Annotated in this window: 27 protein-coding genes and 1 riboswitch; of the genes, 19 read left to right on the top strand and 8 right to left on the bottom strand. The window is 62.9% G+C overall.

Annotated elements, in window-relative coordinates:
* Window positions 1–5 precede the first annotated feature (5 nt).
* From JL05_RS10505 to gutQ, 13 genes are all read left to right on the top strand, one after another.
* On the top strand, window positions 6–1,022 hold the full coding sequence (locus tag JL05_RS10505; RefSeq protein WP_162180465.1) for a Zn-dependent oxidoreductase: 1,017 nt from the start codon (window positions 6–8) through the stop codon (window positions 1,020–1,022).
* Between the two features lie 91 nt (window positions 1,023–1,113).
* Window positions 1,114–2,403: an MFS transporter gene (locus JL05_RS10500; RefSeq protein WP_015378745.1), complete on the top strand. Its 1,290-nt coding sequence runs from the start codon at window positions 1,114–1,116 to the stop codon at window positions 2,401–2,403.
* 52 nt (window positions 2,404–2,455) lie between these two features.
* Window positions 2,456–3,961: a mannitol dehydrogenase family protein gene (locus JL05_RS10495; protein ID WP_033632375.1), complete on the top strand. Its 1,506-nt coding sequence runs from the start codon at window positions 2,456–2,458 to the stop codon at window positions 3,959–3,961.
* Window positions 3,942–5,273: an MFS transporter gene (locus tag JL05_RS10490; RefSeq protein WP_033632373.1), complete on the top strand. Its 1,332-nt coding sequence runs from the start codon at window positions 3,942–3,944 to the stop codon at window positions 5,271–5,273. Before JL05_RS10495 ends, JL05_RS10490 begins: the two co-directional genes overlap by 20 nt.
* Before the next feature lie 98 nt (window positions 5,274–5,371).
* Complete coding sequence (locus tag JL05_RS10485) at window positions 5,372–6,058, top strand: GntR family transcriptional regulator (RefSeq protein WP_004941533.1); 687 nt, start codon at window positions 5,372–5,374, stop codon at window positions 6,056–6,058.
* Between the two features lie 205 nt (window positions 6,059–6,263).
* Entirely contained in the window at window positions 6,264–7,313 is a 1,050-nt protein-coding gene (gene fbaB, locus JL05_RS10480) for a class I fructose-bisphosphate aldolase (RefSeq protein ID WP_033632372.1), read from the top strand.
* A gap of 236 nt (window positions 7,314–7,549) precedes the next feature.
* Window positions 7,550–8,098, top strand: coding sequence for a PTS glucitol/sorbitol transporter subunit IIC (gene srlA / locus JL05_RS10475; RefSeq protein WP_033632371.1), 549 nt, complete (start codon window positions 7,550–7,552; stop codon window positions 8,096–8,098).
* 15 nt (window positions 8,099–8,113) lie between these two features.
* Window positions 8,114–9,094 carry a PTS glucitol/sorbitol transporter subunit IIB gene (gene srlE / locus JL05_RS10470; RefSeq protein WP_033632370.1) on the top strand — a complete coding sequence of 327 codons (981 nt, stop codon included), beginning with the start codon at window positions 8,114–8,116 and terminating at the stop codon, window positions 9,092–9,094.
* Window positions 9,095–9,116: 22 nt separating this feature from the next.
* Window positions 9,117–9,479 carry a PTS glucitol/sorbitol transporter subunit IIA gene (gene srlB / locus JL05_RS10465; RefSeq protein ID WP_004941520.1) on the top strand — a complete coding sequence of 121 codons (363 nt, stop codon included), beginning with the start codon at window positions 9,117–9,119 and terminating at the stop codon, window positions 9,477–9,479.
* Window positions 9,480–9,489: 10 nt separating this feature from the next.
* On the top strand, window positions 9,490–10,269 hold the full coding sequence (srlD, locus tag JL05_RS10460) for a sorbitol-6-phosphate dehydrogenase (protein ID WP_015378751.1): 780 nt from the start codon (window positions 9,490–9,492) through the stop codon (window positions 10,267–10,269).
* A gap of 47 nt (window positions 10,270–10,316) precedes the next feature.
* Window positions 10,317–10,673: a transcriptional regulator GutM gene (gene gutM / locus JL05_RS10455; RefSeq protein ID WP_033632369.1), complete on the top strand. Its 357-nt coding sequence runs from the start codon at window positions 10,317–10,319 to the stop codon at window positions 10,671–10,673.
* 83 nt (window positions 10,674–10,756) lie between these two features.
* On the top strand, window positions 10,757–11,530 hold the full coding sequence (gene srlR, locus JL05_RS10450) for a glucitol operon DNA-binding transcriptional repressor SrlR (RefSeq protein ID WP_015378752.1): 774 nt from the start codon (window positions 10,757–10,759) through the stop codon (window positions 11,528–11,530).
* The gene (gene gutQ, locus JL05_RS10445; protein ID WP_033632368.1) at window positions 11,523–12,494 is read left to right on the top strand and encodes an arabinose-5-phosphate isomerase GutQ; all 972 of its coding nucleotides are present in this window, start codon (window positions 11,523–11,525) and stop codon (window positions 12,492–12,494) included. The genes srlR and gutQ overlap by 8 nt, the downstream gene beginning before the upstream one ends.
* A 39-nt stretch (window positions 12,495–12,533) precedes the next feature.
* Here the strand turns inward: gutQ and JL05_RS10440 are convergent, their stop codons facing one another.
* From JL05_RS10440 to JL05_RS10425, 4 genes are all read right to left on the bottom strand, one after another.
* Complete coding sequence (locus tag JL05_RS10440) at window positions 12,534–12,992, bottom strand: inhibitor of vertebrate lysozyme family protein (protein ID WP_033632367.1); 459 nt, start codon at window positions 12,990–12,992, stop codon at window positions 12,534–12,536.
* An 84-nt stretch (window positions 12,993–13,076) separates the two neighbouring features.
* Window positions 13,077–13,877, bottom strand: a complete 801-nt coding sequence (gene thiD / locus JL05_RS10435; RefSeq protein ID WP_033632365.1) for a bifunctional hydroxymethylpyrimidine kinase/phosphomethylpyrimidine kinase — start codon at window positions 13,875–13,877, stop codon at window positions 13,077–13,079.
* On the bottom strand, window positions 13,877–14,668 hold the full coding sequence (gene thiM / locus JL05_RS10430) for a hydroxyethylthiazole kinase (RefSeq protein WP_033632364.1): 792 nt from the start codon (window positions 14,666–14,668) through the stop codon (window positions 13,877–13,879). Before thiM ends, thiD begins: the two co-directional genes overlap by 1 nt.
* Window positions 14,669–14,703: 35 nt before the next feature.
* Window positions 14,704–14,800, bottom strand: a riboswitch (TPP riboswitch).
* A 91-nt stretch (window positions 14,801–14,891) separates the two neighbouring features.
* Window positions 14,892–15,506: a TetR/AcrR family transcriptional regulator gene (locus JL05_RS10425; RefSeq protein WP_033632363.1), complete on the bottom strand. Its 615-nt coding sequence runs from the start codon at window positions 15,504–15,506 to the stop codon at window positions 14,892–14,894.
* Between the two features lie 217 nt (window positions 15,507–15,723).
* Here JL05_RS10425 and JL05_RS10420 point away from each other — a divergent pair, with 217 nt between their 5' ends.
* The 4 genes from JL05_RS10420 (at window position 15,724) to JL05_RS10405 (ending at window position 19,500) form a co-directional block, all read left to right on the top strand.
* Window positions 15,724–15,987: a YtcA family lipoprotein gene (locus JL05_RS10420; RefSeq protein ID WP_004941494.1), complete on the top strand. Its 264-nt coding sequence runs from the start codon at window positions 15,724–15,726 to the stop codon at window positions 15,985–15,987.
* Window positions 15,988–15,997: 10 nt separating this feature from the next.
* Window positions 15,998–17,035: a multidrug transporter subunit MdtN gene (mdtN, locus tag JL05_RS10415; protein WP_033632362.1), complete on the top strand. Its 1,038-nt coding sequence runs from the start codon at window positions 15,998–16,000 to the stop codon at window positions 17,033–17,035.
* Between the two features lie 4 nt (window positions 17,036–17,039).
* Entirely contained in the window at window positions 17,040–19,004 is a 1,965-nt protein-coding gene (locus JL05_RS10410; RefSeq protein WP_033632361.1) for an FUSC family protein, read from the top strand.
* 70 nt (window positions 19,005–19,074) lie between these two features.
* The gene (locus JL05_RS10405; protein WP_033632360.1) at window positions 19,075–19,500 is read left to right on the top strand and encodes a GNAT family N-acetyltransferase; all 426 of its coding nucleotides are present in this window, start codon (window positions 19,075–19,077) and stop codon (window positions 19,498–19,500) included.
* Here JL05_RS10405 and JL05_RS10400 read toward each other — a convergent pair.
* Entirely contained in the window at window positions 19,497–20,720 is a 1,224-nt protein-coding gene (locus tag JL05_RS10400) for an MFS transporter (RefSeq protein WP_033632359.1), read from the bottom strand. The genes JL05_RS10405 and JL05_RS10400 overlap by 4 nt on opposite strands.
* Window positions 20,721–20,815: 95 nt before the next feature.
* Between JL05_RS10400 and JL05_RS10395 the strand changes: the two genes are divergently transcribed.
* On the top strand, window positions 20,816–21,265 hold the full coding sequence (locus JL05_RS10395; RefSeq protein ID WP_074469416.1) for a winged helix-turn-helix transcriptional regulator: 450 nt from the start codon (window positions 20,816–20,818) through the stop codon (window positions 21,263–21,265).
* Window positions 21,266–21,271: 6 nt separating this feature from the next.
* Here JL05_RS10395 and JL05_RS10390 read toward each other — a convergent pair whose 3' ends face one another.
* The gene (locus JL05_RS10390) at window positions 21,272–21,532 is read right to left on the bottom strand and encodes a DUF1158 family protein (protein WP_033632357.1); all 261 of its coding nucleotides are present in this window, start codon (window positions 21,530–21,532) and stop codon (window positions 21,272–21,274) included.
* Window positions 21,504–22,058, bottom strand: a complete 555-nt coding sequence (locus tag JL05_RS24835; protein WP_238545840.1) for a DUF2778 domain-containing protein — start codon at window positions 22,056–22,058, stop codon at window positions 21,504–21,506. The genes JL05_RS10390 and JL05_RS24835 overlap by 29 nt, the downstream gene beginning before the upstream one ends.
* A gap of 183 nt (window positions 22,059–22,241) precedes the next feature.
* Between JL05_RS24835 and rluF the strand changes: the two genes are divergently transcribed.
* Complete coding sequence (rluF, locus tag JL05_RS10385) at window positions 22,242–23,111, top strand: 23S rRNA pseudouridine(2604) synthase RluF (protein WP_021504493.1); 870 nt, start codon at window positions 22,242–22,244, stop codon at window positions 23,109–23,111.
* A gap of 138 nt (window positions 23,112–23,249) precedes the next feature.
* Here the strand turns inward: rluF and JL05_RS10380 are convergent, their stop codons facing one another.
* Window positions 23,250–26,327 (bottom strand): autotransporter outer membrane beta-barrel domain-containing protein, encoded by a 3,078-nt coding sequence (locus JL05_RS10380; protein WP_033632356.1) that lies wholly within the window; start codon window positions 26,325–26,327, stop codon window positions 23,250–23,252.
* Window positions 26,328–26,488 lie beyond the last annotated feature (161 nt).

The raw sequence follows: 26,488 nt of genomic DNA, 5'->3' as shown, positions 1-26,488 counted from the left end.
ACACCATGCGCAGCGTCGTGATCGAACAGCCCGGGCGCCTGGCGCTGCAGACGCGCGCGCTGCCGCAGCCGGCGGCCGGCGAGGTGCGGGTCAAGGTGAAATTCGCCGGCATCTGCGGCTCCGACGTCCATATCTATCACGGCCATAACCCGTTCGCCCGCTATCCGCGTGTGATCGGCCACGAGTTCTTCGGCCTGATCGATGCGCTGGGCGAAGGCGTCGATCCGGCGCGCCTCGGCGAACGCGTCTCGGTAGACCCGGTGGTGAGCTGCGGCCACTGCTATCCCTGTTCGGTCGGCCGCCCCAACGTCTGCACCTCGCTGCAGGTGATCGGCGTGCACCGCGACGGCGGCTTCAGCGACTATGCCTGCGTGCCGGCGCGCAACGCCTATCCGGTTCCGCCGGCCATCAGCGATCGCCACGCCGCGATGATCGAACCCTTCAGCATCGCCGCCAACATTACCGCCCATCTGCAACCGCGCCCCGACGACATCGCGCTGATCTACGGCGCCGGGCCGATGGGGCTCACGGTGATCCAGACGCTGAAAGGGGTGTACGGCGTCAGGCAGGTGTGGGTCGTCGATCGCATCGCCGAGCGGCTGGAGATGGCGCGCGCCAACGGTGCTGATGAAGTGTTCAACAACGCCGAGACCGCATTGCCGCAGGCGCTGCAGCAGCGCGGCGTTCAGCCGACGCTGATCGTCGATGCCGCCTGCCACCCCGCCATTTTACCGGAGGCGATCGCGCTGGCTTCGCCGGCGGCGCGCATCGGCATCATGGGCTTTTCCGGCGACGCCTGCACCCTGACCCAGCAGAGCATCACCAGCAAGGAGCTGTCGATCTTCTCCTCGCGCCTGAACAGCGCGCGCTTTCCGCAGGTGATCGCCTGGATGGCGGACGGCAAGCTGGACCCGCAGCGGTTGCTCACCCACTGCGTGCCCGCCGACGACGTCGAACGGGCGATGCAGATGTTCGAGCGGGATCAGCGCACCTGCTGCAAGGTGCTGCTGCAGTTCGAGTAACGCCAAGGCGGCATCGGGGCATTGGGCGGCGCCCGCCGCCCGTGCAAACAATGAAGCATCACGATTAAAACGACACCCAGTGGAGCGCTTTATGTTTAAAAACCTGCGTTGGACCATCGTGTTCCTGCTGTTCATGGTCTACATGATCAACTACCTCGACCGCGTGGCGCTGTCGATCACCGTGCCAATGATCGAACAGGATCTGATGCTGAACGCCGAACAGTTCGGTCTGATCTTCGGCAGCTTCTTCTTCGGCTACGCCATTTTCAACTTCGTCGGCGGGCTGGCGGTCGACCGCTTCGGCCCGACGTTGGTGCTGGGCGTGGCGGTCGGCCTGTGGTCCATCTTCTGCGGCATGACGGCGATCGCCACCGGTTTTTACTCAATGCTGATCCTGCGCGTCCTGTTCGGCATGGCCGAAGGGCCGATCTGCGCCTCGGCCAACAAGATGATCAACGGCTGGTTCCCGAAGAAACAGGCGGCGACCGCCGTGGGCCTACTCAGCGCCGGTTCGCCGTTGGGCGGCGCGGTGGCCGGGCCGATCGTCGGCTATCTGGCGCTGGCGTTCGGCTGGCGGCCGGCGTTTATGATCATCTGCGCCATCGGCATCGTCTGGATGCTGGTGTGGTTCTTCGTGGTGGCGGATAACCCGGCGAAAAGCCAACGCGTCAGCAACGAAGAACGGGCGCTGATCGCACGGTTGAAACAGGAAAATCTCGGTGAGGAAAGCGCCTTGAGCGACGCCCCGCACGGGCTGGGTTACTACCTGAAGCAGCCGATCATTCTGGTCACCGCCTTCGCCTTCTTCTGCTACAACTACATCCTGTTCTTCTTCCTGAGCTGGTTCCCCTCGTATCTGGTGCAGGCGCACAACCTGAACATCAAAGAGATGAGCCTGACCACGATGATCCCGTGGATCGTCGGCTTCGTCGGGCTGGCGCTCGGCGGCTATATTTCCGACAAGATCTTCAACATCACCGGTAAATTGCTGCTGTCGCGCAAGATCGTGCTGGTCACCAGCCTGCTGGCGGCGGCGGTGTGCGTGGCGTTGGCGGGCACCGTCAGCAGCGTGGTGCCGGCGGTGATGCTGATGTCGGTGTCGATCTTCTTCCTCTACATTACCGGCGCTCTCTACTGGGCGATCATCCAGGACGTGGTGCATAAATCCCGGGTCGGCGGCGCCAGCGGGTTCATTCATTTGATCGGCAGCGTCTCCGGCATCATCGGGCCGATCGCCACCGGCTACATCGTGCAGAACACCGGCAAATTCGACAGCGCCTTTATGCTGGCGGGCGGCGTCGCCGCGCTGGGCGCGCTGCTGGTGCTGCTGGTGATCAAGGCGCCGCGCGCAACGGCGGGCGTGCAAATCTTAAAACCCTAACGCCAGACGGGGCGGCTTCGCCCCTTTGCTTACCTCTCCAGGGACATTGAACATGAGACTTTCCGACCACAGCGCGCTGCCGGCCGCCGTTATCCGGCCCGGCTACGCACGTGAGCGCGTGAAACCGCGCATGGCGCATATCGGCTTCGGCGCGTTTCACCGCGCGCACCAGGCGATGTACGCCGACAGGCTGGCCAGCGAGCACGGCAGTGACTGGGGCTACTGCGAAATCAGCATGCAGCACGGCCGGCAAAAGATCGCCGATCTACGGCAACAAGACCTGCTGTTCTCGGTGGCGGAGATGGACGACGACGGCTGGCGGGGCCGGGTCATCGGCGTGGTGCGCCAGGCGCTGCACCTGCAAACCGACGGGCTGGCGGCGGTGCTGGCGGCCCTGACGCAGCCCGAGATCGCCATCGTCTCGCTGACCATCAGCGAAAAGGGCTATTGCCACCACCCCGCCAGCGGCCGGCTGATGGCGGAACACCCGGCGATCGCGCATGATATCGCCCACCCGGCACGGCCGCAGTCGGCGCCGGGGCTGCTGCTGGCGGCGCTGCGCCTGCGCCGTGAACGCGGGCTGCCGCCGTTCGCCGTGATGTCCTGCGATAACATGCCGGCCAACGGTCGGGTCACGCGCCAGGTGCTGGTCGAACTGGCGCAGCGGCAGGATCCGGCGCTGGCCGACTGGGTGCGTCAAGAGGTCGCCTTCCCTTCCACCATGGTGGATCGCATCGTGCCGGCGGTAACGCCGGAGACTCGCCGGCAACTGCGCACCTGGCTGGGCGGCGTCGAAGATGAGGTCGGCGTGGCCTGCGAGCCGTTCAGCCAGTGGGTCATTGAGGACCGATTTCCCCAGGGGCGCCCGGCCTGGGACAAGGTCGGCGCCGAACTGGTGAGCGACGTGCTGCCGTACGAGGAGATGAAGCTGCGCATGCTGAACGGCAGCCATTCGTTTCTCGCCTACCTCGGCTACCTGGCCGGTTATCAGCACATCGGCGACTGCATGCAGGATGCGGATTTTGTCCGCGCCGCCCGTCACCTGATGCTGGCGGAACAGGCGCCGACCCTGCAGGTGCCGAACGTCGATTTGGCGCAGTATGCCGACTCGCTGCTGCAGCGTTACCGCAACCGCGCGCTGAAGCACCGCACCGCGCAGATCGCCATGGACGGCACGCAAAAGCTGCCGCAACGGCTGCTGGACGCGATCCGCTGGCATCTGGCGCGCGGCAGCCGCTTCGACTGCCTGGCGCTGGGCGTCGCCGGCTGGATGCGCTACGTCGGCGGCCGCGATGAGCAAGGCGCGCCGATCGCCATCAGCGATCCGCTGCGCGAACGCCTCGCCGCGTTGGTCGCCGGCAGCGAGGAAGGCCGGCCCCGCGTTCTGGCGCTGCTGCAACTCGACAGCGTCTTCGGCCGCGATCTGCCCGATTCGCCTGACTTCGTCCACGCCGTCAGCCACGCTTATCACCAACTGCTGAGCCTGGGGGCCAAAGCCGCCGTCGCCGCTCTGCCGTTTACCGACCGGGAGGTTTCCGATGACCGTCACCACGCATAATGCCGTCAATACCGGCAATCAACCGCTGCTGCGGCGCGTCGCCAGCGCGTCGGCCATCGGCACCGCCGCCGAATACTATGATTTCTTCGCCTACGGCACCGCTGCGGTGCTGTTCTTCGGCCAGCTGTTTTTCCCCAGCGCCGATCCGCTGATCAGCACGCTGGCGGCCTTCGCCACCTACGCGGTCGGTTTCCTGGCGCGCCCGCTGGGCGGCATCGTGTTCGGCCATATCGGCGACAAAGTCGGCCGCAAGAAGGCGCTGGTGATCACCATCCTGATCGTCGGCCTCGGCACCTTTTGCATCGGCCTGCTGCCTACCTATGAGCAGGTCGGCATCTGGGCGCCGATCGCGCTGATCTTTATCCGCGTGCTGCAGGGCTTCGGCGTCGGCGGCGAACAGGCCGGCGCGGTGCTGATGACCGCCGAATACGCGCCGCCGCCGCGGCGCGGTTTCTACGCCAGTTGGGTGCAGATCGGCGCGCCTGCCGGTTTCCTGCTGCCGTCCGGGCTGTTCGCGCTGCTGACCGCCGTGCTGTCGCCGGCGCAGATGCTGGACTGGGGCTGGCGCATTCCGTTCCTGCTCAGCCTGCTGCTGGTGCTGGTCGGGCTGTTTATTCGCCTGAAGATCGACGAGTCGCCGGTGTTTGCCCAAATCCGCGCCACCAAAGCGGTGGAGAGCCGGCCGGTGGTGGAAGTGGCCCGCCGCTACCCCGGCCTTATCGCCAAAGGGGTGTGCGCCAAGCTGATCGAAGCCTGCGCCTTCGCCATGTTCACCGTGATCGTGCTGGCCTACGGTAAGGCCAACCACCTCAACGAAAGCATTTTGCTGGAGGCGATGATCGTGGCGGTGCTGCTGGAGATTTTCGCCATTCCGCTGATGGGCCGCCTCTCCGATCGGCTGGGGCGCAAACCGGTTTACATCGCCGGCGCGCTGCTGCAGGTGGTGTGCATCGTGCCGTTCTTTATGGCGATCAACCTCGATAATTTCTGGGTGACGCAGATCGCCATGATCGTGGTGCTGACCTTCGGCCACAGCATGTGCTACGCGCCGCAGGCCTCCTACTTCCCGGAGCTGTTCCCCACCCGCGTGCGCTGCAGCGGCATCGCGCTGATCTGGCAGATCGGCTCGCTGATCGGCAGCGGCATTCTTGGGCTGCTGGCGGTGAAGATCCTGCAGGTGACCGGCGGCCATTACTACGGGCTGGCCGGTTACATGATGGTGCTGGGCGTGGTGTCGGCCCTCGGCCTGAGCCTGATGCCGGAAACCGCGCCAGAGCGGCGCAAGCAGGAATATCAGGATTGGCATCACTGAGTTCCCCTGCCTGGCGGGTGGATTTATCCCCCCGCCCTCAACCAATAATCTGCTAGTATGGTGGCATTCGAATTCCAGCCAGATGCCTGATTGTCGCCATGTCTGAAACGTACAGTCTCACCAACAACGTCCCGGTCAACCAGCAGATCTATCGCTTCCTGCGCAAAGATATCGTCGACTGCACCATCCCCCCCGGCACCCTGCTGTCCGAGAAAGAGATCTCCACTCGCTTTTGCGTTTCGCGCCAGCCGGTGCGCGAAGCCTTCATCAAGCTGGCGGAGGCCGGCCTGGTGCAGATCCTGCCGCAGCGCGGCACCTTTGTGATGAAGATTTCCGCCAAGCGCGTGGCCGACGGGCGCTTTATCCGTCAGGCGGTGGAATGCGCCATCGTGCGCCGCGCGGCCGAGCGCGCCACTCCGGCGCAGCTGATGACGCTGGAGCATAACCTGCACCGTCAAGAGCTGGCGGCGCAGAACGGGCAAACGCGCGAATTTTTGGCGCTGGACGACGAGTTCCACCAGCTGCTGACCCAGTTTGCCGACTGCCCGCTGGCGTGGGAGACCATCGAAACCATCAAGGCCACCATGGATCGGGTGCGTTTCCTCAGCCTGAGCGAAGTCTCGCCGCCGGAGAGCCTGATCAAGCAGCACTACCGCATCTACGAAGCGCTGAAAGCGCGCGATGCCGAGGCGGCGGAGCGCGCCATCCACGATCATCTGCAGGAGATGATCTACTCCATCACCCCGATCGCCCAACAGAATACCGCGTGGTTCGAGATCGAATAATCAATCGCTTAGCGCGCCGGGGGCGATCGCCCCCGCGTATTTGGCCACGCAAATGGCATTTCCTCTCAATCGCATCTATTGTTTGTCCTTGCCGGAGCAAGTTCGGTAGCATCGCTTTACAGCTTCAATCACCGCTTTTTACTGCGCCGGTGGTCAAAAACCCTTGCATTGCCGGTGTATGAAGAAGCTTAATCGGGAGTGAATCATGACTGATATTGTGCAGTTGCTAGGAAAGGAAGCGGAAGATCTGCTGCAACACCGCTGTGCCACTATCCCCGCCGAGAATCTCTACCTGCCGGGCGCCGACTTCGTCGACCGCGTAATGATCGATAACAACCGCCCCAACAGCGTGCTGCGTTCGATGCAAACCCTGTTCAACCACGGCCGCCTGGGCGGCACCGGTTATCTGTCTATCCTGCCGGTCGACCAGGGCATCGAGCACTCCGCCGCCGCCTCGTTCGCCGCCAACCCGCTGTATTTCGATCCGAAGAACATCGTCGAGCTGGCGATTGAAGCCGGCTGTAACTGCGTCGCCTCCACCTACGGCGTGCTGGCGTCGGTATCGCGCCGCTATGCGCATAAAATTCCGTTCCTGGTCAAACTCAACCACAACGAAACGCTGAGCTACCCGACCCAGTACGACCAGACCCTGTACGCCAGCGTCGAGCAGGCGTTCAACATGGGGGCAGTGGCGGTCGGCGCCACTATTTACTTCGGCTCCGAGCAGTCGCGCCGCCAGATCGAAGAGATCTCGATCGCCTTCGAGCGCGCGCATGAGCTGGGGATGGTCACCGTGCTGTGGGCCTATCTGCGCAACCCGGCGTTCAACAAGGACGGCGTGGACTACCACTCCAGCGCCGATCTGACCGGCCAGGCCAACCACATCGCCGCCACCATCGGCGCCGACATCGTCAAACAGAAAATGGCGGAAAACAACGGCGGCTACCGTGCGGTGAAATTCGGCTATACCGACGACCGCGTCTACACCAAGCTGACCACCGATCACCCGATCGATCTGGTGCGCTACCAGCTGGCCAACTGCTACATGGGCCGCGCCGGGCTGATCAACTCCGGCGGCGCCGCCGGTGAGAACGATCTGCAGGAATCGGTGCGCACCGCGGTGATCAACAAACGCGCCGGCGGCATGGGCCTGATCCTGGGGCGTAAAGCCTTCAAGAAATCGATGAAAGACGGCGTGGCGCTGATCAACGCCGTGCAAGATGCCTATCTGGACAAGAAGGTCACCATCGCCTGATGTGACGGACCGCCTGTCCCAAAGCCCGGTTCGCCGGGCTTTTTTGTGCCCGTTCCCCTTAACCCGACGCTGCCAACCTTCTCTTTCTTTCACTTTAAACTTTCAAAATAAAATATTTATCTTTCAAATTGTGATCTATTTAAAACAAATAGCCCAACAAAGTGACTACTGTAAGGCCCATGGCGACAGAGCCGCCGTTCGCTCCAGGCCATAACAGTCCATTACAGGAGAACATAATGATTGAGCTAATCACCCACGGCGCCGAGTGGTTTATCGGCCTGTTTCAGAAAGGCGGTGAAGTGTTTGTCGGCATGGTGACCGGCATTTTGCCTTTGTTGATCAGCCTGTTGGTTATCATGAACGCGCTGATCAAATTTGTTGGCCAGGAACGTATCGAACGATTGGCGCAGCGCTGCGCGGGCAACCCCGTCTCGCGTTATCTGCTGCTGCCGCTGATCGGCACCTTTGTCTTCTGCAACCCGATGACCCTCAGCCTGGGGCGTTTCATGCCGGAGAAATACAAGCCGAGCTACTACGCGGCGGCCTCCTACAGCTGCCACTCGATGAACGGCCTGTTTCCACACATCAACCCCGGCGAGCTGTTCGTTTACCTCGGCATCGCCAGCGGCCTGACCACCCTCGGCCTGCCGCTCGGCCCGCTGGCGGTGAGCTATTTCCTGGTGGGGCTGTTCACCAACTTCTTCCGCGGCTGGGTCACCGATCTGACCACCAGCCTGTTCGAACGCAAGATGGACATCCGTCTGGATCGCCAGGTGCAACTTTAATTCGTGGAGTGCAGCATGAGTGCTTATATCCGTATTGAAAAAGGCGCCAGCGGCTGGGGCGGCCCTTTGGAACTGCCGATCGAACCCGGCAAAAAAGTGGTGTACATCACCGCCGGCACCCGGCCTTCCATCGTCGATCGCCTCAGCGAATTGACCGGCTGGCCGGCCGTCGACGGTTTCAAAGAGGGCGAGCCGCCGGCGGAAGAGATCGGCGTGGCGGTGATCGACTGCGGCGGCACCCTGCGCTGCGGCCTGTACCCGAAACGCCGCATTCCGACGGTCAACATCCATGCCACCGGCCAGTCCGGCCCGCTGGCGCAGTTTATCCTCGAAGACATCTATGTCTCCGGCGTGCGCGACCACAACATCAGCCGAATCGAGGCGGCAGATAGCCAACCCGCCGCCGCCGATGCAGCGCCGCCCAAGGCGCGCGACTACGACACCAGCAAAAAGATCACCGAGCAAAGCGACGGGCTGCTGGCGAAAGTCGGCATGGGCATGGGATCGGTGGTGGCGGTATTTTTCCAGGCCGGGCGCGACACCATCGACACCGTGCTGAAGACCATCCTGCCGTTTATGGCGTTCGTCTCGGCCTTGATCGGCATCATCATGGCCTCCGGCCTCGGGGACTTTATCGCTCACGGCCTGACGCCGCTGGCCAACAGCCCGATCGGCCTGGTGACGCTGGCGCTGATCTGTTCATTCCCGCTGCTGTCGCCGTTCCTCGGCCCCGGCGCGGTCATCGCCCAGGTGATCGGCGTGCTGGTCGGGGTGCAGATCGGCCTTGGCCATATTCCGCCGCAGCTGGCGCTGCCCGCGCTGTTCGCCATTAACGCGCAGGCCGCCTGCGACTTTATTCCGGTCGGCCTGTCGCTGGCGGAAGCCAAACAGGACACCGTGCGGGTCGGCGTGCCTTCAGTGCTGGTCGGCCGCTTCCTGACCGGCGCGCCGACGGTTCTGATCGCCTGGGCCGCCTCGGCCTTCATTTATCAATAATGTGATCCCCAGGGAGACGTTTATGCACACCATTTTTCACACCACCATCACGCAGATCGGCGGCTGCGCCCGCGACGCGTTGCTGGACAACATGCTGATCACCTTCCGTGAAGGCGCCCCGGCGGATATCGAAGAGTTCTGCTTCATCCACCGCCACGGCGCAACCGCCGGCGAGCTGCAGGTCGGCGGCGTGATGGAACTGGCGCAGCAGCGCTACGCCATCACCGCCGTCGGCAGCGTCGCCACGCAGAATCTGCGCGAGCTGGGCCATATCACCGTGCGCTTCGACGGCGAAGCCGAAGCCGAATTTCCCGGCTCGATCCACGTTTCCGGCCCGACGCCGACCGATATCCCGTTGGGCAGCACGCTGTCATTTATCGCATAAGGAGTAGACCATGTCTGAAGTAGCTGTAGTGATTGGCGGCGGCCAAACGTTAGGCGCCTTTTTGAGCCACGGGCTGGCGCAGGCCGGCTATCGGGTGGCGGTGGCCGATCTGAACGCCGACAACGCCAGTCTGGTGGCACAGCAGATCAACGAAGAGTACGGCACAGGCAGCGCCTGCGGTTTTCAGGCCGACGCCACCGACGAGCAGAGCGTGATCGCGCTGGCGGCGGCGGTTGACCGGGCGTTCGGCCAGGCCAACCTGCTGGTGTACAGCGCCGGCATCGCCAAGGCGGCGCCAATTACCGATTTCCCGCTGGGCGACTTCGACCGCTCGCTGCAGGTGAACCTGGTGGGCTATTTCCTCTGCGCCCGCGAGTTCTCGCGCCTGATGATCCGCGACGGCATCGCCGGGCGCATCATCCAGATCAACTCCAAGTCAGGCAAGGTCGGCAGCAAGCACAACTCCGGCTACAGCGCCGCCAAGTTCGGCGGCGTGGGGCTGACGCAGTCGCTGGCGCTCGATCTGGCGGAGTACGGCATCACCGTGCATTCGCTGATGCTCGGCAACCTGCTGAAGTCGCCGATGTTCCAGTCGCTGCTGCCGCAGTACGCGCAAAAACTGGGCATCGCGCCGGATCAGGTGGAGCAGTACTACATCGACAAGGTGCCGCTGAAGCGCGGCTGCGACTACCAGGATGTGCTGAACACCCTGCTGTTCTACGCCAGCGATAAGGCCTCTTACTGCACCGGCCAATCGATCAACATCACCGGCGGCCAGGTAATGTTCTGACGCCACCGGCGCCCCCTTCCATGGAAGGGGGCGTAAGGAGAACCCCCATGACACAAGCTCTGATCGCCTTCGCGCTGCTGGCCTGGCTGCTGCAAATCGCCTTCGGCTGGTGGCAACTGCAGCGCTTCAACCGCGCCTTCGACGGTTTATGCCGGCTGGGCGCCGTCGGCGTCGGCCGTTCCGGCGGCCGTTTCCGCCCGCGGGTGGTGCTGGCGCTGGCCTTCGACGCCGATCGGCGGGTGTGCGGCAGCCTGTTGCTGCGCGGCCTGACCGTTTTCGCCCGGCCCCGCCCGCTGTCTCATTTACACGGATTGCATCAGCGGGATTTGCGCCCGGATGTGATCTTCCCCGAGGATCGCGCATGCCAGTCTGCACTATCGTTAGCGATTGAACCCAAATCGTGATATTTTCACATTAAAAGACATTACCTTTCATAGTGAATTATTCAGCGAGGGGAAATGCCCAACTCTTGTGAACGGGAATCGCGATGAAACCAAAGCAGCGGCAGGCCGCTATCCTTGAATATCTGCAGCGGCATGGCAAAACGGCAGTGGACGCCCTGGCCGAGCATTTCTCCACCACCGGCACCACCATCCGCAAGGATCTCACCCTGCTGGAAGAAGAAGGCGAGGTGATCCGCACCTACGGCGGCGTGGTGCTCAGCCGCGACGACGGCGATCAGCCGATCGACCGCAAAACCCATATCAACACCGAGAAAAAACGCCAGATCGCCAGCGCCGCCGTGGCGCTGATCGCCGACGGCGACTCGCTGATCTTCGACGCCGGCAGCACGGTGCTGCAGATGGTGCCGCACCTGGCGCAGTTCAATAACATCACGGTGATGACCAACAGCCTGACCATCGTCAACGCGCTGGTGGAGCTGGACAACGATCAGACCATCCTGATGCCCGGCGGCACCTACCGCAAAAAATCGGCCTCGTTCCACGGCAGCCTGGCGGAATCGGCGTTTCAGCAATTCAGCTTCGACAAGCTGTTTATCGGCGCGGACGGCGTCGATCTCAACGCCGGCGTCACCACCTTCAACGAAGTGCACAACGTCAGCAAGGCGATGTGCGAAGCCGCCGGCCGCATTATTCTGTTGGTAGACTCCTCGAAATTCGGCCGCAAGAGCCCGAACGTGGTGTGCGAGCTCAGCGCCGTCGACACGCTGATCACCGACCGAGACATCAACCCCGATTATCTCGCCGCCCTGCAGGCGAAAGGCATCAATATCCTTCTGGTAGGAGACCCCGATGAGTAACGCCAACGCCCTGCTCGCCTTTGCCCGCGAAACGCTGGAGATCGAGCTGACCGAAGCGCAGCGCCTGCTGGCGCGCCTGGATGACAACTTCGTCTGCGCCTGCGACCTGCTGCTGAACTGCCGCGGCAAAGCGGTGATTTCCGGCATCGGCAAGTCCGGTCATATCGGCAAGAAAATCGCCGCGTCGCTGGCCAGCACCGGCACGCCGTCGTTCTTCGTGCATCCGGCGGAGGCGCTGCACGGCGATCTCGGCATGATCGGCGCCGACGACGTGGTGGTGTTCATCTCCTACTCCGGCCGCGCCAAAGAGCTGGATCTGATCCTGCCGCTGCTGGCGGAGAACGGCATTCCGGTGATCGCCATCACCGGCGGCAAAGAGTCGCCGCTGGCGCTGGCCGCCGCCTGCGTGCTGGATATCGGCGTTGAGCGCGAAGCCTGCCCGATGGGGCTGGCGCCGACCTCCAGCGCGGTCAACACCCTGATGATGGGCGACGCTCTGGCGATGGCGCTGATGCGCCAGCGCGGTTTCAACGCGGAAGACTTCGCCCGCTCGCACCCGGGCGGCAGCCTGGGGGCGCGCCTGCTGAACCGCGTGCATCACCTGATGCGCACCGGCGATCGCCTGCCGCGCGTGAGCGAAAGCGCCAACGTGATGGAGGCGATGCTGGAACTGAGCCGCACCGGGCTGGGGTTGGTGGCGGTCTGCGACGCGCAGCAGCGGGTGGTGGGCGTATTTACCGACGGCGACCTGCGCCGCTGGCTGGTGAAGGGTAATAGCCTGCAGGATCCGCTCAGCCCGGCGATCACCCGCCCCGGCTATCGGCTGCCGGAGCAGTGGCGCGCCGGAGAGGCGCTGGAAGCGCTGCACGAACAGCACATCAGCGCGGCCCCGGTGGTCAACATGGACGGCGTGCTGGTGGGGGCGCTCAACCTGCACGATCTGCATCAGGCCGGCATCGGCTGATCAACGCCGGGGGCGCCGGCAGCGGCGCCCCCGGTCAGATTATTTCCAGTCGGGATTGTTCTCGAACTGCTGCTTCAGCAGCGCCTTCATGTCTTCATCCGGCTTGCCGAGCCACTGGTACTTAGCATATTTCTTCGGATGATCGACGGCTTCCGGCCGCTCTTCCACCTCGACCCGCACGCCCCAGGCCTGGGATTTATCCGCGCTGAACGCCACGATCAAAAAGTTGTTGCCGCAGTCGTGCGGTTTGCACAGATTGCCGACCAGATACTCTTTGCCTTTCCAGTTCAGATTCTGCGCCGGCGTAGAGGTGCCGACGCCCTTGCGCGCCCAGCCCGGCATCCGCGCCTGGCCTTTGACCATGTTTTGCCAGCTGGCCTGATACCCCGGCTGCTGAATCAAATCCGACGTGGTGACGATCTGCTGGGCAAAGCTGCCCGCGCTGAAGCTGAGCAGTGCGCCGAAGAGGGCGCAACGCAGCGCCTGGTGTCCCGTCATAGTCCTTCTCCCTAGGTTAAATCAGGTTTCGCCCGTAAAACCGGGCCTGAACCAGTCAGACCACGGTTGCGGCAAAAAGTTGACTCACCACCAGGCGTGAAAATGATGCACCGGCCCAATGCCGTGCCCCACTTCCAGCGTATCCGCCTGTTGCAGCGCTTGTTGCAGGTAGTCCTTGGCGGCGGCCACCGTGGCCGCCCAGTCGTCATGGCGCGGGCGCAGCGCCGCCAGCGCGGCCGAGAGCGTGCAGCCGGTGCCATGGGTGTGGCGGGTGGCGACGCGCGGCGCGGTAAAGCGCTGCTCGCCTTCGGCGGTAAACAGCCAGTCCGGGCTCTCGCTTTCGCTCAGGTGGCCGCCCTTCATCAGCACCGCCCGGCAGCCCATCGCCAGCAGCGCCCGCCCCTGCTCGCGCATCTGCGCTTCATCTTCCGCCGGCGCGCACGCCAGCAGCGCCGCCGCTTCCGGCAGGTTCGGTGTAATGATCGACACCAGCGGCAACAGCTCGCGCCGGATAGACGCCACCGCCTCCGGCGCCAGCAACGGATCGCCGCTTTTCGCCAGCATCACGGTATCCAGCACCACAAATTCCGGCCGATAATGGCGCAGGCGTTCGGCCACCGCCTGCACGATGTCGGCGTTGGCCAGCATGCCGATCTTGACGCTGTCGATGCGCACGTCGCTGAACACCGAGTCCAGCTGCGCGGCGACGAACGCCGGATCGATGTAATACACCGACTGCACGCCGCGGGTATTCTGCGCCACCAGCGCAGTGATCACCGAGGTGCCGTAAGCGCCGAGCGCCGAGAAGGCCTTCAAATCGGCCTGAATGCCGGCGCCGCCGCTGGGATCGGTGCCGGCGATGGTCAGCGCGTTAATGCGTTTCATCACAGATCCTCCCCGCGCAGCTGATACAGGGCATCGAGGAACGCCGGCGTAAAGCTGCCCGGCCCGGCGGCCTGCCTGGCCGCGAGGCCGCCGCAGTGTGACATCACCCGACAGGCGGTCGCCACGTTGTCCAGGCGATCGCCCGGCAGGGCGCAAAACGCCGCCGCCACCGCCGACAGCGCGCAGCCGGTGCCCACCACCCGCGTCATCAGCGGGGAGCCGCCTTCGATCGCCCAGTCGCGTTGGCCGTCAGTGACATAATCCACCGCGCCGGTGACCGCCACCACCGCGCCGCTGCGCTGCGCCAGCTCACGCGCGGCGGGCAATGCCGCCAAGGAATCGTCGCCGCTGTCCACGCCGCGGCCGCTGGCCAGCAACCCGCTGAGCGCCATAATTTCCGAGGCGTTGCCGCGTATCGCCGCCGGTTGCTCGTCCAGCAGCTGTTTAGCGAAGGCGGTGCGGTAGGAGAGCGCGCCGACCGCCACCGGATCCAGCGTCCAGGGCTTGCCGGCCTGATTGGCGGCGGCCACCGCCGCCCACATCGATTCGGCGCGCAGCGCATTGAGGGTGCCGACGTTGATCAGCAGGCCGTCGGCCAGCGCGCTGAACTGCGCCGCCTCTTGCGGCTCCACCACCATCGCCGGGGAGGCGCCGAGCGCCAGCAGCACGTTGGCGGTCAGCGATTGCACCACTTCGTTGGTCAGGCAGTGGATCAGCGGAGGCCGCTGTTGGAATTGGGTCAGGCAGGCCGCGGCGCGAGCGCCGGGTAGTGCATCAGGTCGAGCGATCATATTCCTCCCAACCGGCGTTCAAGAAGGCGGCGCCGGCTGGGCGGCCGTGACTTCCCTACGCTGGCATTATCCAGATCAGGTAATACGGGTATTTCTCAGCCTTCACGCAGAAGGGCACCCCGAGTCATGAAAATCAATAGGTTGTGATCAACGTTGCGTTAATCCCTGAGCGGGATCATGCCAGCGCCGGCGCGGACAAACAAGCGATTAAATTGGCTCGCGCCTAAGCGATGCTTCCCTCTTTTCCCGCCAGATACAGGCTCAGCACGCCGGGCAGCTCCGCCAGGGTGAACGCCACGCTCTGCGGCGCCGTTTTGAAGATGTGGTGCAAGGTGCCGGCCACCAGGCTTTGCAACAGCCGGGTTTGCTGCAGGATCTCCGCTTCAGCGGTCTCGGGGCGGCGCAGCTGCAGCACTCGGGCGATCAGCGCCAGGAAGCTGGACTTTTCATCCGGCAGGTTCATTTCCCGCATCACCGGCAGGTAGTCGGCGTGCTCGCGCAGGTACTGCGCATAGGGAGAAAACAGCCGCTGGATCACCTCTTCAGCGGAGAGGCGCCGCCACTCGTCGTCGCTGGCCAACGCCATGTCGCGCACCAGCGCCTCGATCGATTCGGTGTGCCGATCCGCCAGCGCCTTGATCACCGCGTGGCGATCGGGGAAAAAGTGATACATCGAGCCGATGGAGGTTTTGGCGTGCTTGGCGAGCCGCTGCATGCTGAGCGCCGCCAGCCCGTCCTGCGCCACGATCGCCGCCGCCGAATCCAGAATGGTTTGTACGCGTTGCCGCCCTCTTTCCTGCTGCGGCTCTCGCCCGGTGATGTGTTCGTCGATTTGCATATTCGTTTCTGCCCGCTGTCATCAACGTATTATACCCATTTGCCGCCGCGAAGGCAGGGTGACACAAAAAACTAGATTAATCCCTCTAGTTTAGAGTAGAGTATTTATTCTAGTTTCTCCTTGCGCAAGCGTAGGGAAGACAAACAGTGACCTCACTCACTGAAAAAGAGTCATTCCATTCGGCCCGTCGACCAAGCCAATCGCCAGAGAACGCCCTATGCCCGACAAAAAACTGCTTATCACCTGCCTGACCGCGCTGCTGCTTACCGGGTGCTCACCGGCACCGTCCATGGTGGTGTTCGGCGCTTCGTTCCCCGACTGGCTGTTTTGCCTGTGCGGCGGCGTGGCAGGCATGGTGGCGATCCACCTGCTGCTGCGCACCCCGGAAAAACGCGCCTGGCTGGCGCCGCAGCTGCTTACGTATCCGGCGCTGACCGCGCTGATCGCCATGCTGACCTGGTTACTGGTTTTCCCCCACTGAGACTGACGCCATGACCCAACCACAAACCTCCAACAAGCGCAGACTGCTGGTGCTTACCATCCTGGCGTTGACGCTCATCGTAGCCGCCGTCGTCGTCTGGCGGGTGGAAAACGCCCCCACTACCGACGATGCCTACGCCTATGCCGACACCATCGACGTAGTGCCGGAGGTGAACGGCCGCATCGTCGAGATGCCGATCCGCGACAACCAGGAAGTGCGGCAAGGCGATCTGCTGTTCCGCATCGATCCGCGCCCTTACCAGGACGCGCTGGCGGCCAGCGAAGCGCGCCTGATCACGCTGAATGAACAGATCAAGCTGACGCAGCGTTCGGTCAACGCGCAGCAGTACAACGCCGAATCGATGAACGCCATCGTCAAACGCTCGCAGGCGCTGGTGGCGCAGGCGACCGACACCCTCAACCGCCGGCAGAAGCTGCTCGGCAAGAACTACGTTTCGGCGGAAGAAGTGGAAACCGCCCGCACCTCCCAGCGCTCGGCGCAGGCGGAACTGCAGGCCGCATTGCTGCAGGCGAAACAGGCGGAAGCCGCCGTCAGCGGCGTCGAAGCCCTGGTCGCGCAGCGCGCCGAAGTGCAGGCCGACATCGCCATCGCCAAACTGAACCTGGAGTTCACCGAGGTGAGAGCGCCGTTCGACGGCCGCATCGCCTCCCTGAAAACCACCGTCGGCCAATATGCCTCCAGCGCCAAACCGGTGTTCACGCTGATCGACACCCGCCACTGGTACGTGGTCGCCAACTTCCGCGAAACCGATCTGAAAGGCGTGCATCCCGGCGTGCCAGCCACGCTGTATTTAATGAGCGACGCCGGCCAGACCTTCAGCGGCAAGGTGGAGTCGGTCAGCTACGGCGTGCAGCCCGACGACGGCGGCACCGTGCTGGGCGGGCTGCCCAACGTGTCGCGCAACATCAACTGGGTGCACGTTTCGCAGCGCTTCCCGGTCAAGATCGCGGTAGAGGCCCCCAACCCGGCGCTGTTCCGCGTGGGCGCTTCGGCGGTGGCCAAGCTGAACCTGCGCCATGAAGAGTAAAACGATGTCTCGCGGCTGGCTGTCCCAGTTGCTCGACGAGCTGCGCCCTTCGGACAGCCGCATCAACTTGGTGATCCGCGCCCTGCTCTCCAGCGCGATCGCCATCGTGATCTCGCAGACGCTGCAGGTACCGTGGCTGGCGCTGTCGCTGATCGCTGTCTTCTTTATCACGCAGTCCAATATCGTGATCACCCGCGCAATCGGCATCCTGTTCTTCGTCAGTTCCACGCTGGCGATCGGCGCCGCTATCCTGGTGCTGAAGTTCACCTACGACTACCCGATGCTACGCATCTTGCTCTCCAGCGCGCTGTTTTTCCTCAGCGTGTTCCTGATGCGGGTGACCAAGGTTGGGGTGCTGTTCTTCCTGATGGCGCTGGTGGTGATCTACACGCAAAGCTTTGTCGATCTCACTCCGCAGGCGGAAGTGGTGATACGGCTGGTGCTGTGGGTATGGGTGGCGATCAACTACGCCATCCTGCTCGCCCTGATCGTCAATACCCTGCTGCTGCCGGCCGAACCGCTGAAACAGCTAAAGGGCCGGATGAACGCGGTGTTGGACGAAACCCGCGCTATGTTGGCCAACGGCGGCGAGACGCGCGATCTGAGCGCCATCTCCCAGCACGCCACCGAGCTGCATAAGCTGCTGCGCTTTTCGGTGATGCGCAGCGATCGCTGCCGCGCCAACGAGCCCGGTTATCTGGCGCTGATCACCCTGGTGTTGCAGCTCAATATCCTGGCCTACCAGCTGCCGCCGGCTTTCGGCGCGGCCGCGCGTCAATTGGCGCAAGAGATAGACGCCGCCTGCCGCGCACTGCAAACCGCGATAAGCCACGACAGCGCGCTGCGATTTTCCGTCGCGATCGCCGGCAGCGACGATCCGCAGGTGCCGGCGCCGCTCAATGAAATGGCCGGCCTCCTGCAGGTCTACGCCAACCGCAGCGACTACGCCGACGCCCTGCAGGCCGCGCCGCCGCCAAAAGTGCCCTTCTTTACCCCTGACGCCCTGACCAACCCGGTTTACATCCAGTTTTCGTTGAAAACGCTGCTGACCGTGCTGGTCGCCTACGTGTTTTATACCGCCGTCGATTGGTCCGGCATTCATACCATCATGCTGAGCTGCCTGATCGTGGCGCAGCCCAGCCTCGGCGCCACACAGCGGCGGGCGCGGCTGCGTCTCGGCGGCGCGGCGATCGGCAGCCTGCTGGCGCTGATCTCGGTGGTGTGGATCATGCCTCACCTCGACAGCCTCGTCGGCTTGCTGTTGCTGACGCTGCCGGTGATCGCCCTCTCCGCCTGGATCGCCGCCGGCTCCGAGAAAATAAGCTATGCCGGGGTACAGATCCTGTTCACCTTTTCCCTGGCGCTGCTGGAAAGCTTCGGCCCAGTCACCGGGCTGACCGAGATCCGCGATCGCCTGATCGGCATCGTGCTGGGGGTAGGGTTCGCCACCTTCATTCACGCCACGCTGTGGCCGGAATACGAAGGGGAGTCACTGCGGCAGCAGGTTGCCAACGTGCTGCGGGAACTGTCGCGCTTCCTCGGCGGCGAGAACACAAACGCCATCGGCATCTGGCAAAAGATCGAGGGCTGCGAAGCGGTGGTGGCCCGGGTAACGCTGGAGCCCACCTGGCAGCTGGCGGACGATAATCATGAAAGCTTCACCCGACATATCCAACTGATCTTTAACCAGACGCGCAGCCTGTTGCTGACCAGCGAAAAGCTCAACACCTATCTGGCAGGCGGCGGCGCGGCGCTGTCCGCGCAGGAACGCCAGGCGCTGATCGAGGTGCAACGTCAGGGCGGGCGCGTTCTCGCCGAGTATGCGGCGCAGCTTTCCCGCGCGCCGCAAGCGTTGCGGGCGCCCGACTTTCATCCACCGTTGGCTGCCCTGCACGCCGACACCGTGCGCCATCTTGCTCAGGAGCTGAGCGACGGAGTCAATCGCCTGCCCGCCTGGGGCGACGCCTAGCATTTTCCGTTTGCGGCCGTGCACGCCCGGCGCCATGCGCTATAGTGAGCAAAAACCACCGGGAGATGCCATGCAAATAAGACCTTACCAAGAGGCCGATCGCCCCTTCCTGCGCACGCTGTACCTGGCGTCGCGCAAGGCGGCGTTCGGTTGGCGCGATACTTCATACTACCAGTTGGAAGATTTCGACCGCGCGACGCTGGGCGAAGCGATTTGGGTGGCGGAAGACGGCGGCGTGCTGCTGGGATTCGTCTCCGTCTACCGCGAAGATAACTTCATTCATAACCTGTATGTCGATCCCCATCAGCCGCCGCGCGGCGTCGGCAGTGCGCTGCTGCAAGCGGCGCAAGCCACCTTCACCGCCACCGGCTCGCTGAAATGCCTGGTGAAAAATGAAAAGGCGCTGACGTTCTACCGCAAACACGGCTGGCGCATCATCTCCACCGGCAACGACGGCGAAGAAGATTATTACCTGATGCATTCGCCGGCCCGCTAGCTCTTACCCGCGGCATCCGGCATCCGGCGCAGCGTCAGCCGCCAAAACAGCAACGCGCTCAGGCTGACGCCCGCCCCCAGCCAGCAGACGCCGCTCCACCCCGCCCAGGCGTACATATGGGTGCCGGCAAAGGCGCCCAGCCCGCTGCCGACGGCGTAAAACAGCATGTAGCAGCCCACCAGCCGGCTATGCGACTGCGGGTGGGCGCTGAAGATCATGCTCTGGTTCAGCACGTGGATCGCCTGTCCCGCCAGATCCAGCAGCACAATGCCCGCCACCAGCCAAGCCAGGCCGCTGCCGAGCAAACCGAGCGGCAGCCAGGCCAGCGTCAACAGCAGCAGACACGCGCCGCTGGCCGCCTGCCCCAGCCCGAGATCCGCCAGATGCCCGGCGCGCACCGCCGCCAGCGCGCCCACCGCGCCGACCAGGCCGAACGCTCCCACCGCGGCATGGGTGAAGTTGAACGGCGGCAGGCTCAGCGGCAACACCAGCGAACTCCAAAAGAGGCTGAAAGCGCCGAACATCAGCAGCGCCAGCATGCCGCGAATTTGCAGCGTGCGGTCACGCCGCAACAGGCTCAGCATTGAACGCAGCAACGCGGGATAACTCAGCGTGCTGGGCGCGGTGCGCGGCGCAGGCAGCAGGCGCGACAGGATCGGCAGCAATACCAGCGTCACTCCGGCGGAGAAGAAGTACACCGTGCGCCAGCCGCCAACGTCCGCCAGCGCGCCGGACAAGGTGCGCGCCAGCAACAGCCCCAGCACCACCCCGCCCTGCGCCGCGCCGACCACCCGCCCGCGCTCCTGCGGCGCCGCCAGGGCGGCGGCGAATGCGATCAGCCCCTGCGTCATGGCGGTGCCCAGTAGCCCCACCAGCAACATCCCCGCCAGCAGCCAGGGCGCGCTGTGCGCCCAGCCCACCAGCAGCAGCGCACCGATCAGCCCCAGCTGTTGCCCCGCCAGCAATCGATGCCGGTTCAACCGATCCCCCAGCGGTACCACCAACAGCAACGCCAGCGCGCAGCCCAACTGAGTCACGGTGATCACCATGCCGACCGCAGCCAGGCTGATGGAAAAATCACGGGCAATGGCGTCCAGCAGCGGCTGCGCATAATAAACGTTGGCCACGCTAAAGGCGCTGGCACCGGCCAACAGCAGCACCAGGGCGGCCGGCAGGCGCCCCAGCGCCGTACAGGGAGGATCCAGCAGTTTGTCGCTCATCGCACACCTCAATCTGGTTTCATAATTAAACCCAATGAACTTTAGATGTGGAGGTTTTATAATGCAACCAGAATATGTCGCTGGAGATAAACGCCGTGAAACGTAAAAGCCTGGAAGACGCGCCGTGCCCGGTAGCGCGCACGCTGGATGTGATTGGCGACTGGTGGTCGCTGCTGATCGTGCGCGACGCCTTCGACGGCGTCACCCGTTTCAGCGAGTTTCAAAAAGGGCTGGGGATGGCGAAGAACATTCTTGCCACCCGGCTGCGCGCCCTGGTGACGCACGGCGTGCTGGAGATCGTGCCCGCCGCGGACGGCAGCGCCTATCAGGAGTATGTGCTGACTGAGAAAGGCCGCGCGCTGTTTCCGGTGATCGTTGGCCTGCGCCAGTGGGGGGAAGATCATTTGTTCGCCGAGGGAGAGACGCACTCAACGCTGGTGGAAAGCGACAGCGGCCGCCCCGTGCCGCGCCTGACGCCGATCGGCAGCGCCGGGCAGACGCTCACCCCGCTGAATACCCGGGTGGTGAAGGTGGGGGAACGGTGATGAGAGTTAGTGGCGGAGCCCGCAGCTCACCCGCTGAAAAACCTGGCGGATAAAGAGCCATTCCAGACACCCGGCCAGCAGATAAACCGCGCCAAAAACGAGCGCACCAAACCATTCCGTATCGTTAAAATGGAAAAACCCACTGGCGTCAATCAGCCAAGCGGTTTGATTCTGGTTTAGCCTGGGTACAGGAAAAAGCTTTATTGTCAGCACAGCCAGCCCAACAACAGCCAATGCGTTAGCGAGCAACAGGGCAAGTTTTTTCATAGCCTTTCACCTCGATAGTCCCATATGCCTGTAATGTCGTTCCCGGAACTCTGGCTGTTTTCGATTTCAGCAATGCAGCTCGCAGACGGTTGAATTCGTTTTGGGAATAAAAGGTTACACATCCTTCCGATAATCCAAGTGGACCGATTGGATGCAACCTGAATTGTCCACGCATAATGCCGTTAATCCATGTTCTGTCGTTAACTGTTCCATCATCTCTGTATAAAGCAAACCAACTATTGTGATCTACATTGGTCACAATATCTTTTATGAAAGTAATAGTCTGCGACTTTAAACCACCGGATGGCCGATCCACAATCCAGTAAGTACCGGCTGGTATAGCCCCGTGATTGGGAACATCTGTGCATCCTGGTTGATTTGCATACTGTTTATTGCCAGAAAACACAGAGAACATCCCAACCCCTTGACACAACAGAGTGTTTATTTTGTTTCCATTATGAACTAAAAAGCAGCGAAGCATTTTATTTCCCCTATCCTTTGGCTGAACACCGATAATATCCAGCAAATAAAACTTTATCTATCTTATTGATTTTATGAATATTATTAGCTCGTACTGATAGAATCAGCAATGAGTAAAGCCCAATCAGCATTGATGGCGCATGCATCACCTTCCGCTATTGCATCTATTCTCGAACAGCTTCCGCAACCCCCAGCGGGTAATGTATAGTCCGCGTTTTACGGAGATCCCATGCTGACCAACTCATCCATTCGTCTGAACAAATACATTAGCGAGAGCGGCATCTGCTCACGCCGCGACGCCGATCGATACATCGAACAGGGCAACGTTTTCATCAACGGTAAACGCGCCACCGTTGGCGCCCAGGTATTTGCCGGCGATGTCGTGAAGGTTAACGGTCAGCTGATCGAACCGCGCAATGAAGAAGATCTGGTGCTGATCGCGCTGAATAAACCGGTCGGCATCGTCACCACCACCGAGGACGGCGAGCGCGACAACATCGCCGACTTCGTCAACCACAGCAAGCGCATCTTCCCGATCGGCCGCCTGGACAAGGATTCGCAGGGGCTGATCTTTCTGACCAACCACGGCGATCTGGTCAACAAGATCCTGCGCGCCGGCAACAATCACGAGAAAGAGTATCTGGTGACGGTCAACAAGCCAGTGACCGACGAGTTTATTCGTGGCATGGGCGCCGGCGTGCCGATGCTGGGCACGGTGACCAAAAAGTGCAAGGTGAAGAAAGAAGCGCCGTTCGTGTTCCGCATCACGCTGGTGCAGGGGCTGAACCGCCAGATCCGCCGCATGTGCGAACACTTCGGCTACGAGGTCACCAAGCTGGAACGCACGCGCATCATGAACGTCAGCCTGAAAGGGTTGCCGCTGGGCGAGTGGCGCGATCTGACCGATGACGAGCTGATCGAACTGTTCAAACTGATTGAAGGCTCCTCGTCCGAGGCCAAGCCGGCGAAGAAGGCCCCGGCCAAATCCGCCGCGGCGAAAAAGCCGAGCGCCGGCGGGCCGAAAAGCGCCGATAAAGCCGCTGCGCCGGCCGGCCGCAAGCGCTTTACCCAGCCGGGGCGCAAGAAAAAAGGGCGTTAAACGCCTTCCCCCGTTCAGCCCGCCGTTGCGCGGGCTTTTTTATCGTGAAAGTCAACCACAGGCCGCCACTGAGTTCTCACCATAAAAAAGGCCCGCATCAAGCGGGCCCGTCGGTACCAGAGAAGTCTAGAGGGAAAATCAGAACGACCAGCGCAGGTTGGCGTTGACCGAATTAACGCGGGTATCGGCGCCGAATTGCCCCTGATAGCCGACATCCAGCGTCGCGGCGCGCGACAGCTTCACGCTCACGCCGATATCGCCCACCATCACGTTGTCATCCACGGCCTGGCCCTGCGTGACGAACGCGTCGCTGCCGGCAAACGCCATGCGCGATGAGGTGCTCTTATCGCCGTAAGCATGCTGCCAGCCAAGCGAGCCGTAGAGACTGACGTTCTTCGGCAGTTCGGTCACGCCGCGCACCCCGAGCGTGGAGTAGAAGGTGTTCATCGTTTCATTGCGCACGCTCAGCGCCGCCGCGCCACCCGACTCCTGGAAGCTGTCGGTATGCAGGCGGATGTAGCTCAGGTTGATGAACGGTTCGACGTTCATCTCCGGCTGGCCGAAACGGTAACCCGCTTCGGTGAACGCCAGCAGCGAGTTGGCGTCGTAATCCGACTTCAGCCGATCCGAGAAGCCGCTGAAATCGACGTTGCGCTTGCCTTCAATCTTGTGCCAGGTGTAACCCAGCGCGCCGCGCAGCGAGAACGCATCCTGCTGCCCGGCCGCATACAGGCCGAGGTGGTAGTTGTCGGTATCGGCCTTGGAGCGGCGGCTGTCGACGTCATAGTCGCCGCGGCTGTAACCGAAGTAACCGCCGATGCGCACGTTATGGTCCGCCAGTTTGCGATCCGCGCCCAACAGGAAGCCGGTGGTGTTGCCATCCAGCTTGCCCACGTTGCCGTTGCCGCTGTTTCTGCCCCAGGAACTGAAGGTCTGCCCCCAGACGCCGCTGTTTTGCGCCTGCGCCGGTTGCACCAGCGACATCGCCAACGGCGGTACCGGCAGACTGTCGTTGTCGAACAGGCGCAGCATGCGCTGGTTCAGCACATTGAACAGCTGGGTGCTGCCGGCGATCAGGTTAGACTGCATCGACGGATAGACTTCGCCGGACAGCTGATTGAACGCCTCGCGCGCTTCCGGCGCGCTCAGCAGCAGCAGCGAGTTGTACAGCGCCAGCGAAGGACCGCGCTGCGCCAGCGTCGAGAGCGCGCCGGCGGTATTCCACTGGTTGCCGCTCTCGGCCACCGTTTGGAAAATGCCCGGCTTGCCGCTGCCTGGATTCTCGCCCCCCGGATTTTCCCCGCCTGGGTTTTCTCCGCCCGGGTTCTCGCCCCCTGGATTCTCACCGCCTGGGTTTTCCCCGCCCGGATTCTCGCCCCCAGGATTCTCACCGCCTGGGTTTTCCCCGCCCGGATTCTCGCCGCCTGGATTCTCGCCGCCTGGGTTTTCCCCGCCCGTGTCTTTCTGCGCGATGGTCAGATCCACGGCGTTGGCGCTGTGGTTCAGCGCCACATCGAGGAAGGCGGACTTGGAGACCGCCGACGCGAACTGGCCGTCAATGCCGCCGTCCGAGGTCAGAATGCGGTAGCTTTGGCCGGTTTTATAGCTGGTTTGCGGATCCAGCGCCGTCACCTGCACTTTGGCCCGATCGCTGATGGTGGTTTTGCCCGCCACCAGCAGCTGGTCGCTGCGGCCGTCGCCGGCAATATCAACGTCGTAGAAGGATTCGCCGATAAAGTTCAGGTAGCGTTTCAGCGTCAGCGTGCCGATATTGCCATCGCCGGGCGAGATATGACCGCCGGACTGGATCTCGGTCTGGCCCAGCGTGCCGTTGCCGCCCAGCGTGCCGCCGGCCTTGATCGAGGCGGCGCTGCTGTAACCCTGCCCGTTATTGACGTCGGAACCCGCCGTCGCGTTCAGGATCAGCGTGCCGCCGTTCTCGGCGCCGAGGGTTTGGATCTCGAAGATGTCGTCTTCTTTCTGGGTGTTGATGTCGCTGGCGATGATGAGCTTGCCGCCGCGCGCGGTGACGTTCGCCTGCAGGCCAGTGAGATCGCCGTTCAGCGTCGTATGCCCGGCGGTGTTGATCACCTCGCCTTCGCCGCTCATCTTGTTGCTGAAGACGTAATTGCCGTCGGTATGGTTGAAGTACACATAGCTGCGGAACAATCCGCCCCGCAGGGCGATCGCCGTCTGGGCATCGATAGTGCCTGCAGCGCCCGCCGCGCCGAGCGTCGGCTCGGTCAACCCGGTGCCGGTATCCATGTTGCCGCGGCTGCCGATAATCAGCGCGCCGCGGTTAGAACCGGAACCGGCCTTGCCCAGCACCACTTCGTTGCCGCCGGCGGAGAATGTCCCGCCGTCCATGACCGCCAACACGCCATTGCCATAATCGCCGACGTTGACGCTGCTGCCGCTGGTAAACCGTGAGCCGTTGCCGGCGATCGTCAGCTCGGCGGTTTTACGCGCGCCCGAGACGCCCGCCACCTGGATGTTGCCGACATTGACCGCAGCGCCGTTCAACACGTCCAGATCGCCGTACAGCGTGAGCGCGCGGCCGACGTTCCATTGGGAATTGGCCCCCGTGACCGTGGCTTTCGGGCTCAGCGTATCGGTCTCGCCCGGCCCGCTGCCATTGCCGATGCGCGCGTCAAAGGCGGTGTTCAGCACCGCGCCGTCTTCAATCGCCAGCGTGGATCGCGCCCCTAAGTCGGTGCCGACGCTGAGAAAATTGCTGGTGACGCGAGAACCGGCGCCGGTGGCGATAAGGTGGCTGTCGTAGCCGCGGGTGGTGCCGACCACGATCTCTTTCGCGCTGGCCAGCGCGCCGTCTTCAACCCGCAAAGTGCCCCGCCCCAGATTCAGGCCGCCGCGCAGCACGAACTGATCGTTCACCGCGTTCAGCTCGGCGTTCGGCCCGCGGACCGTGACCACGCTGTCGTGAATTTGGCCGTTGAACATCCGGCCGATATTGATGTTATAGGCGCTGATCTTGCCATTCTCGATCAGCAGGTTGCCGCTTTGATTACGGCCGACGTAAACGTCCCCGGTGTAGGCCAATGATTCGGTAATTTTTGAGTCGCCGTCAAAAATGGCATCGTCTGCGCGAGCGAGATCGGCGGGCGCCAGCATCAACAACGGCGCGGAAAATAGAGCGAGGTAAAGTTTGGAAAGCGGTGTTCTAACCGCTAAAGGGTGCGATGTCTTGTCATTCACGGGCTATCTCCGTACTCGTTAGCGTGATGTCGCGAAATTTATTGTTATAGGGAACTCAATACACTAGAGGAGAAGTGAGGCGTTATTTCGCGCACGCCGGTTTAGTGATCGTCGAAGCAAAAGCTTATTGCCCCCCGGCGCTGACGCTCCGACGATGAAAA

It is taken from the genome of Serratia nematodiphila DZ0503SBS1 (assembly GCF_000738675.1).
In the GTDB taxonomy this organism is placed as follows: domain Bacteria; phylum Pseudomonadota; class Gammaproteobacteria; order Enterobacterales; family Enterobacteriaceae; genus Serratia; species Serratia nematodiphila.
The sequence above is the reverse complement of the archived record's forward strand: the minus strand, read 5'-3'. Positions and strand labels throughout refer to the sequence as shown.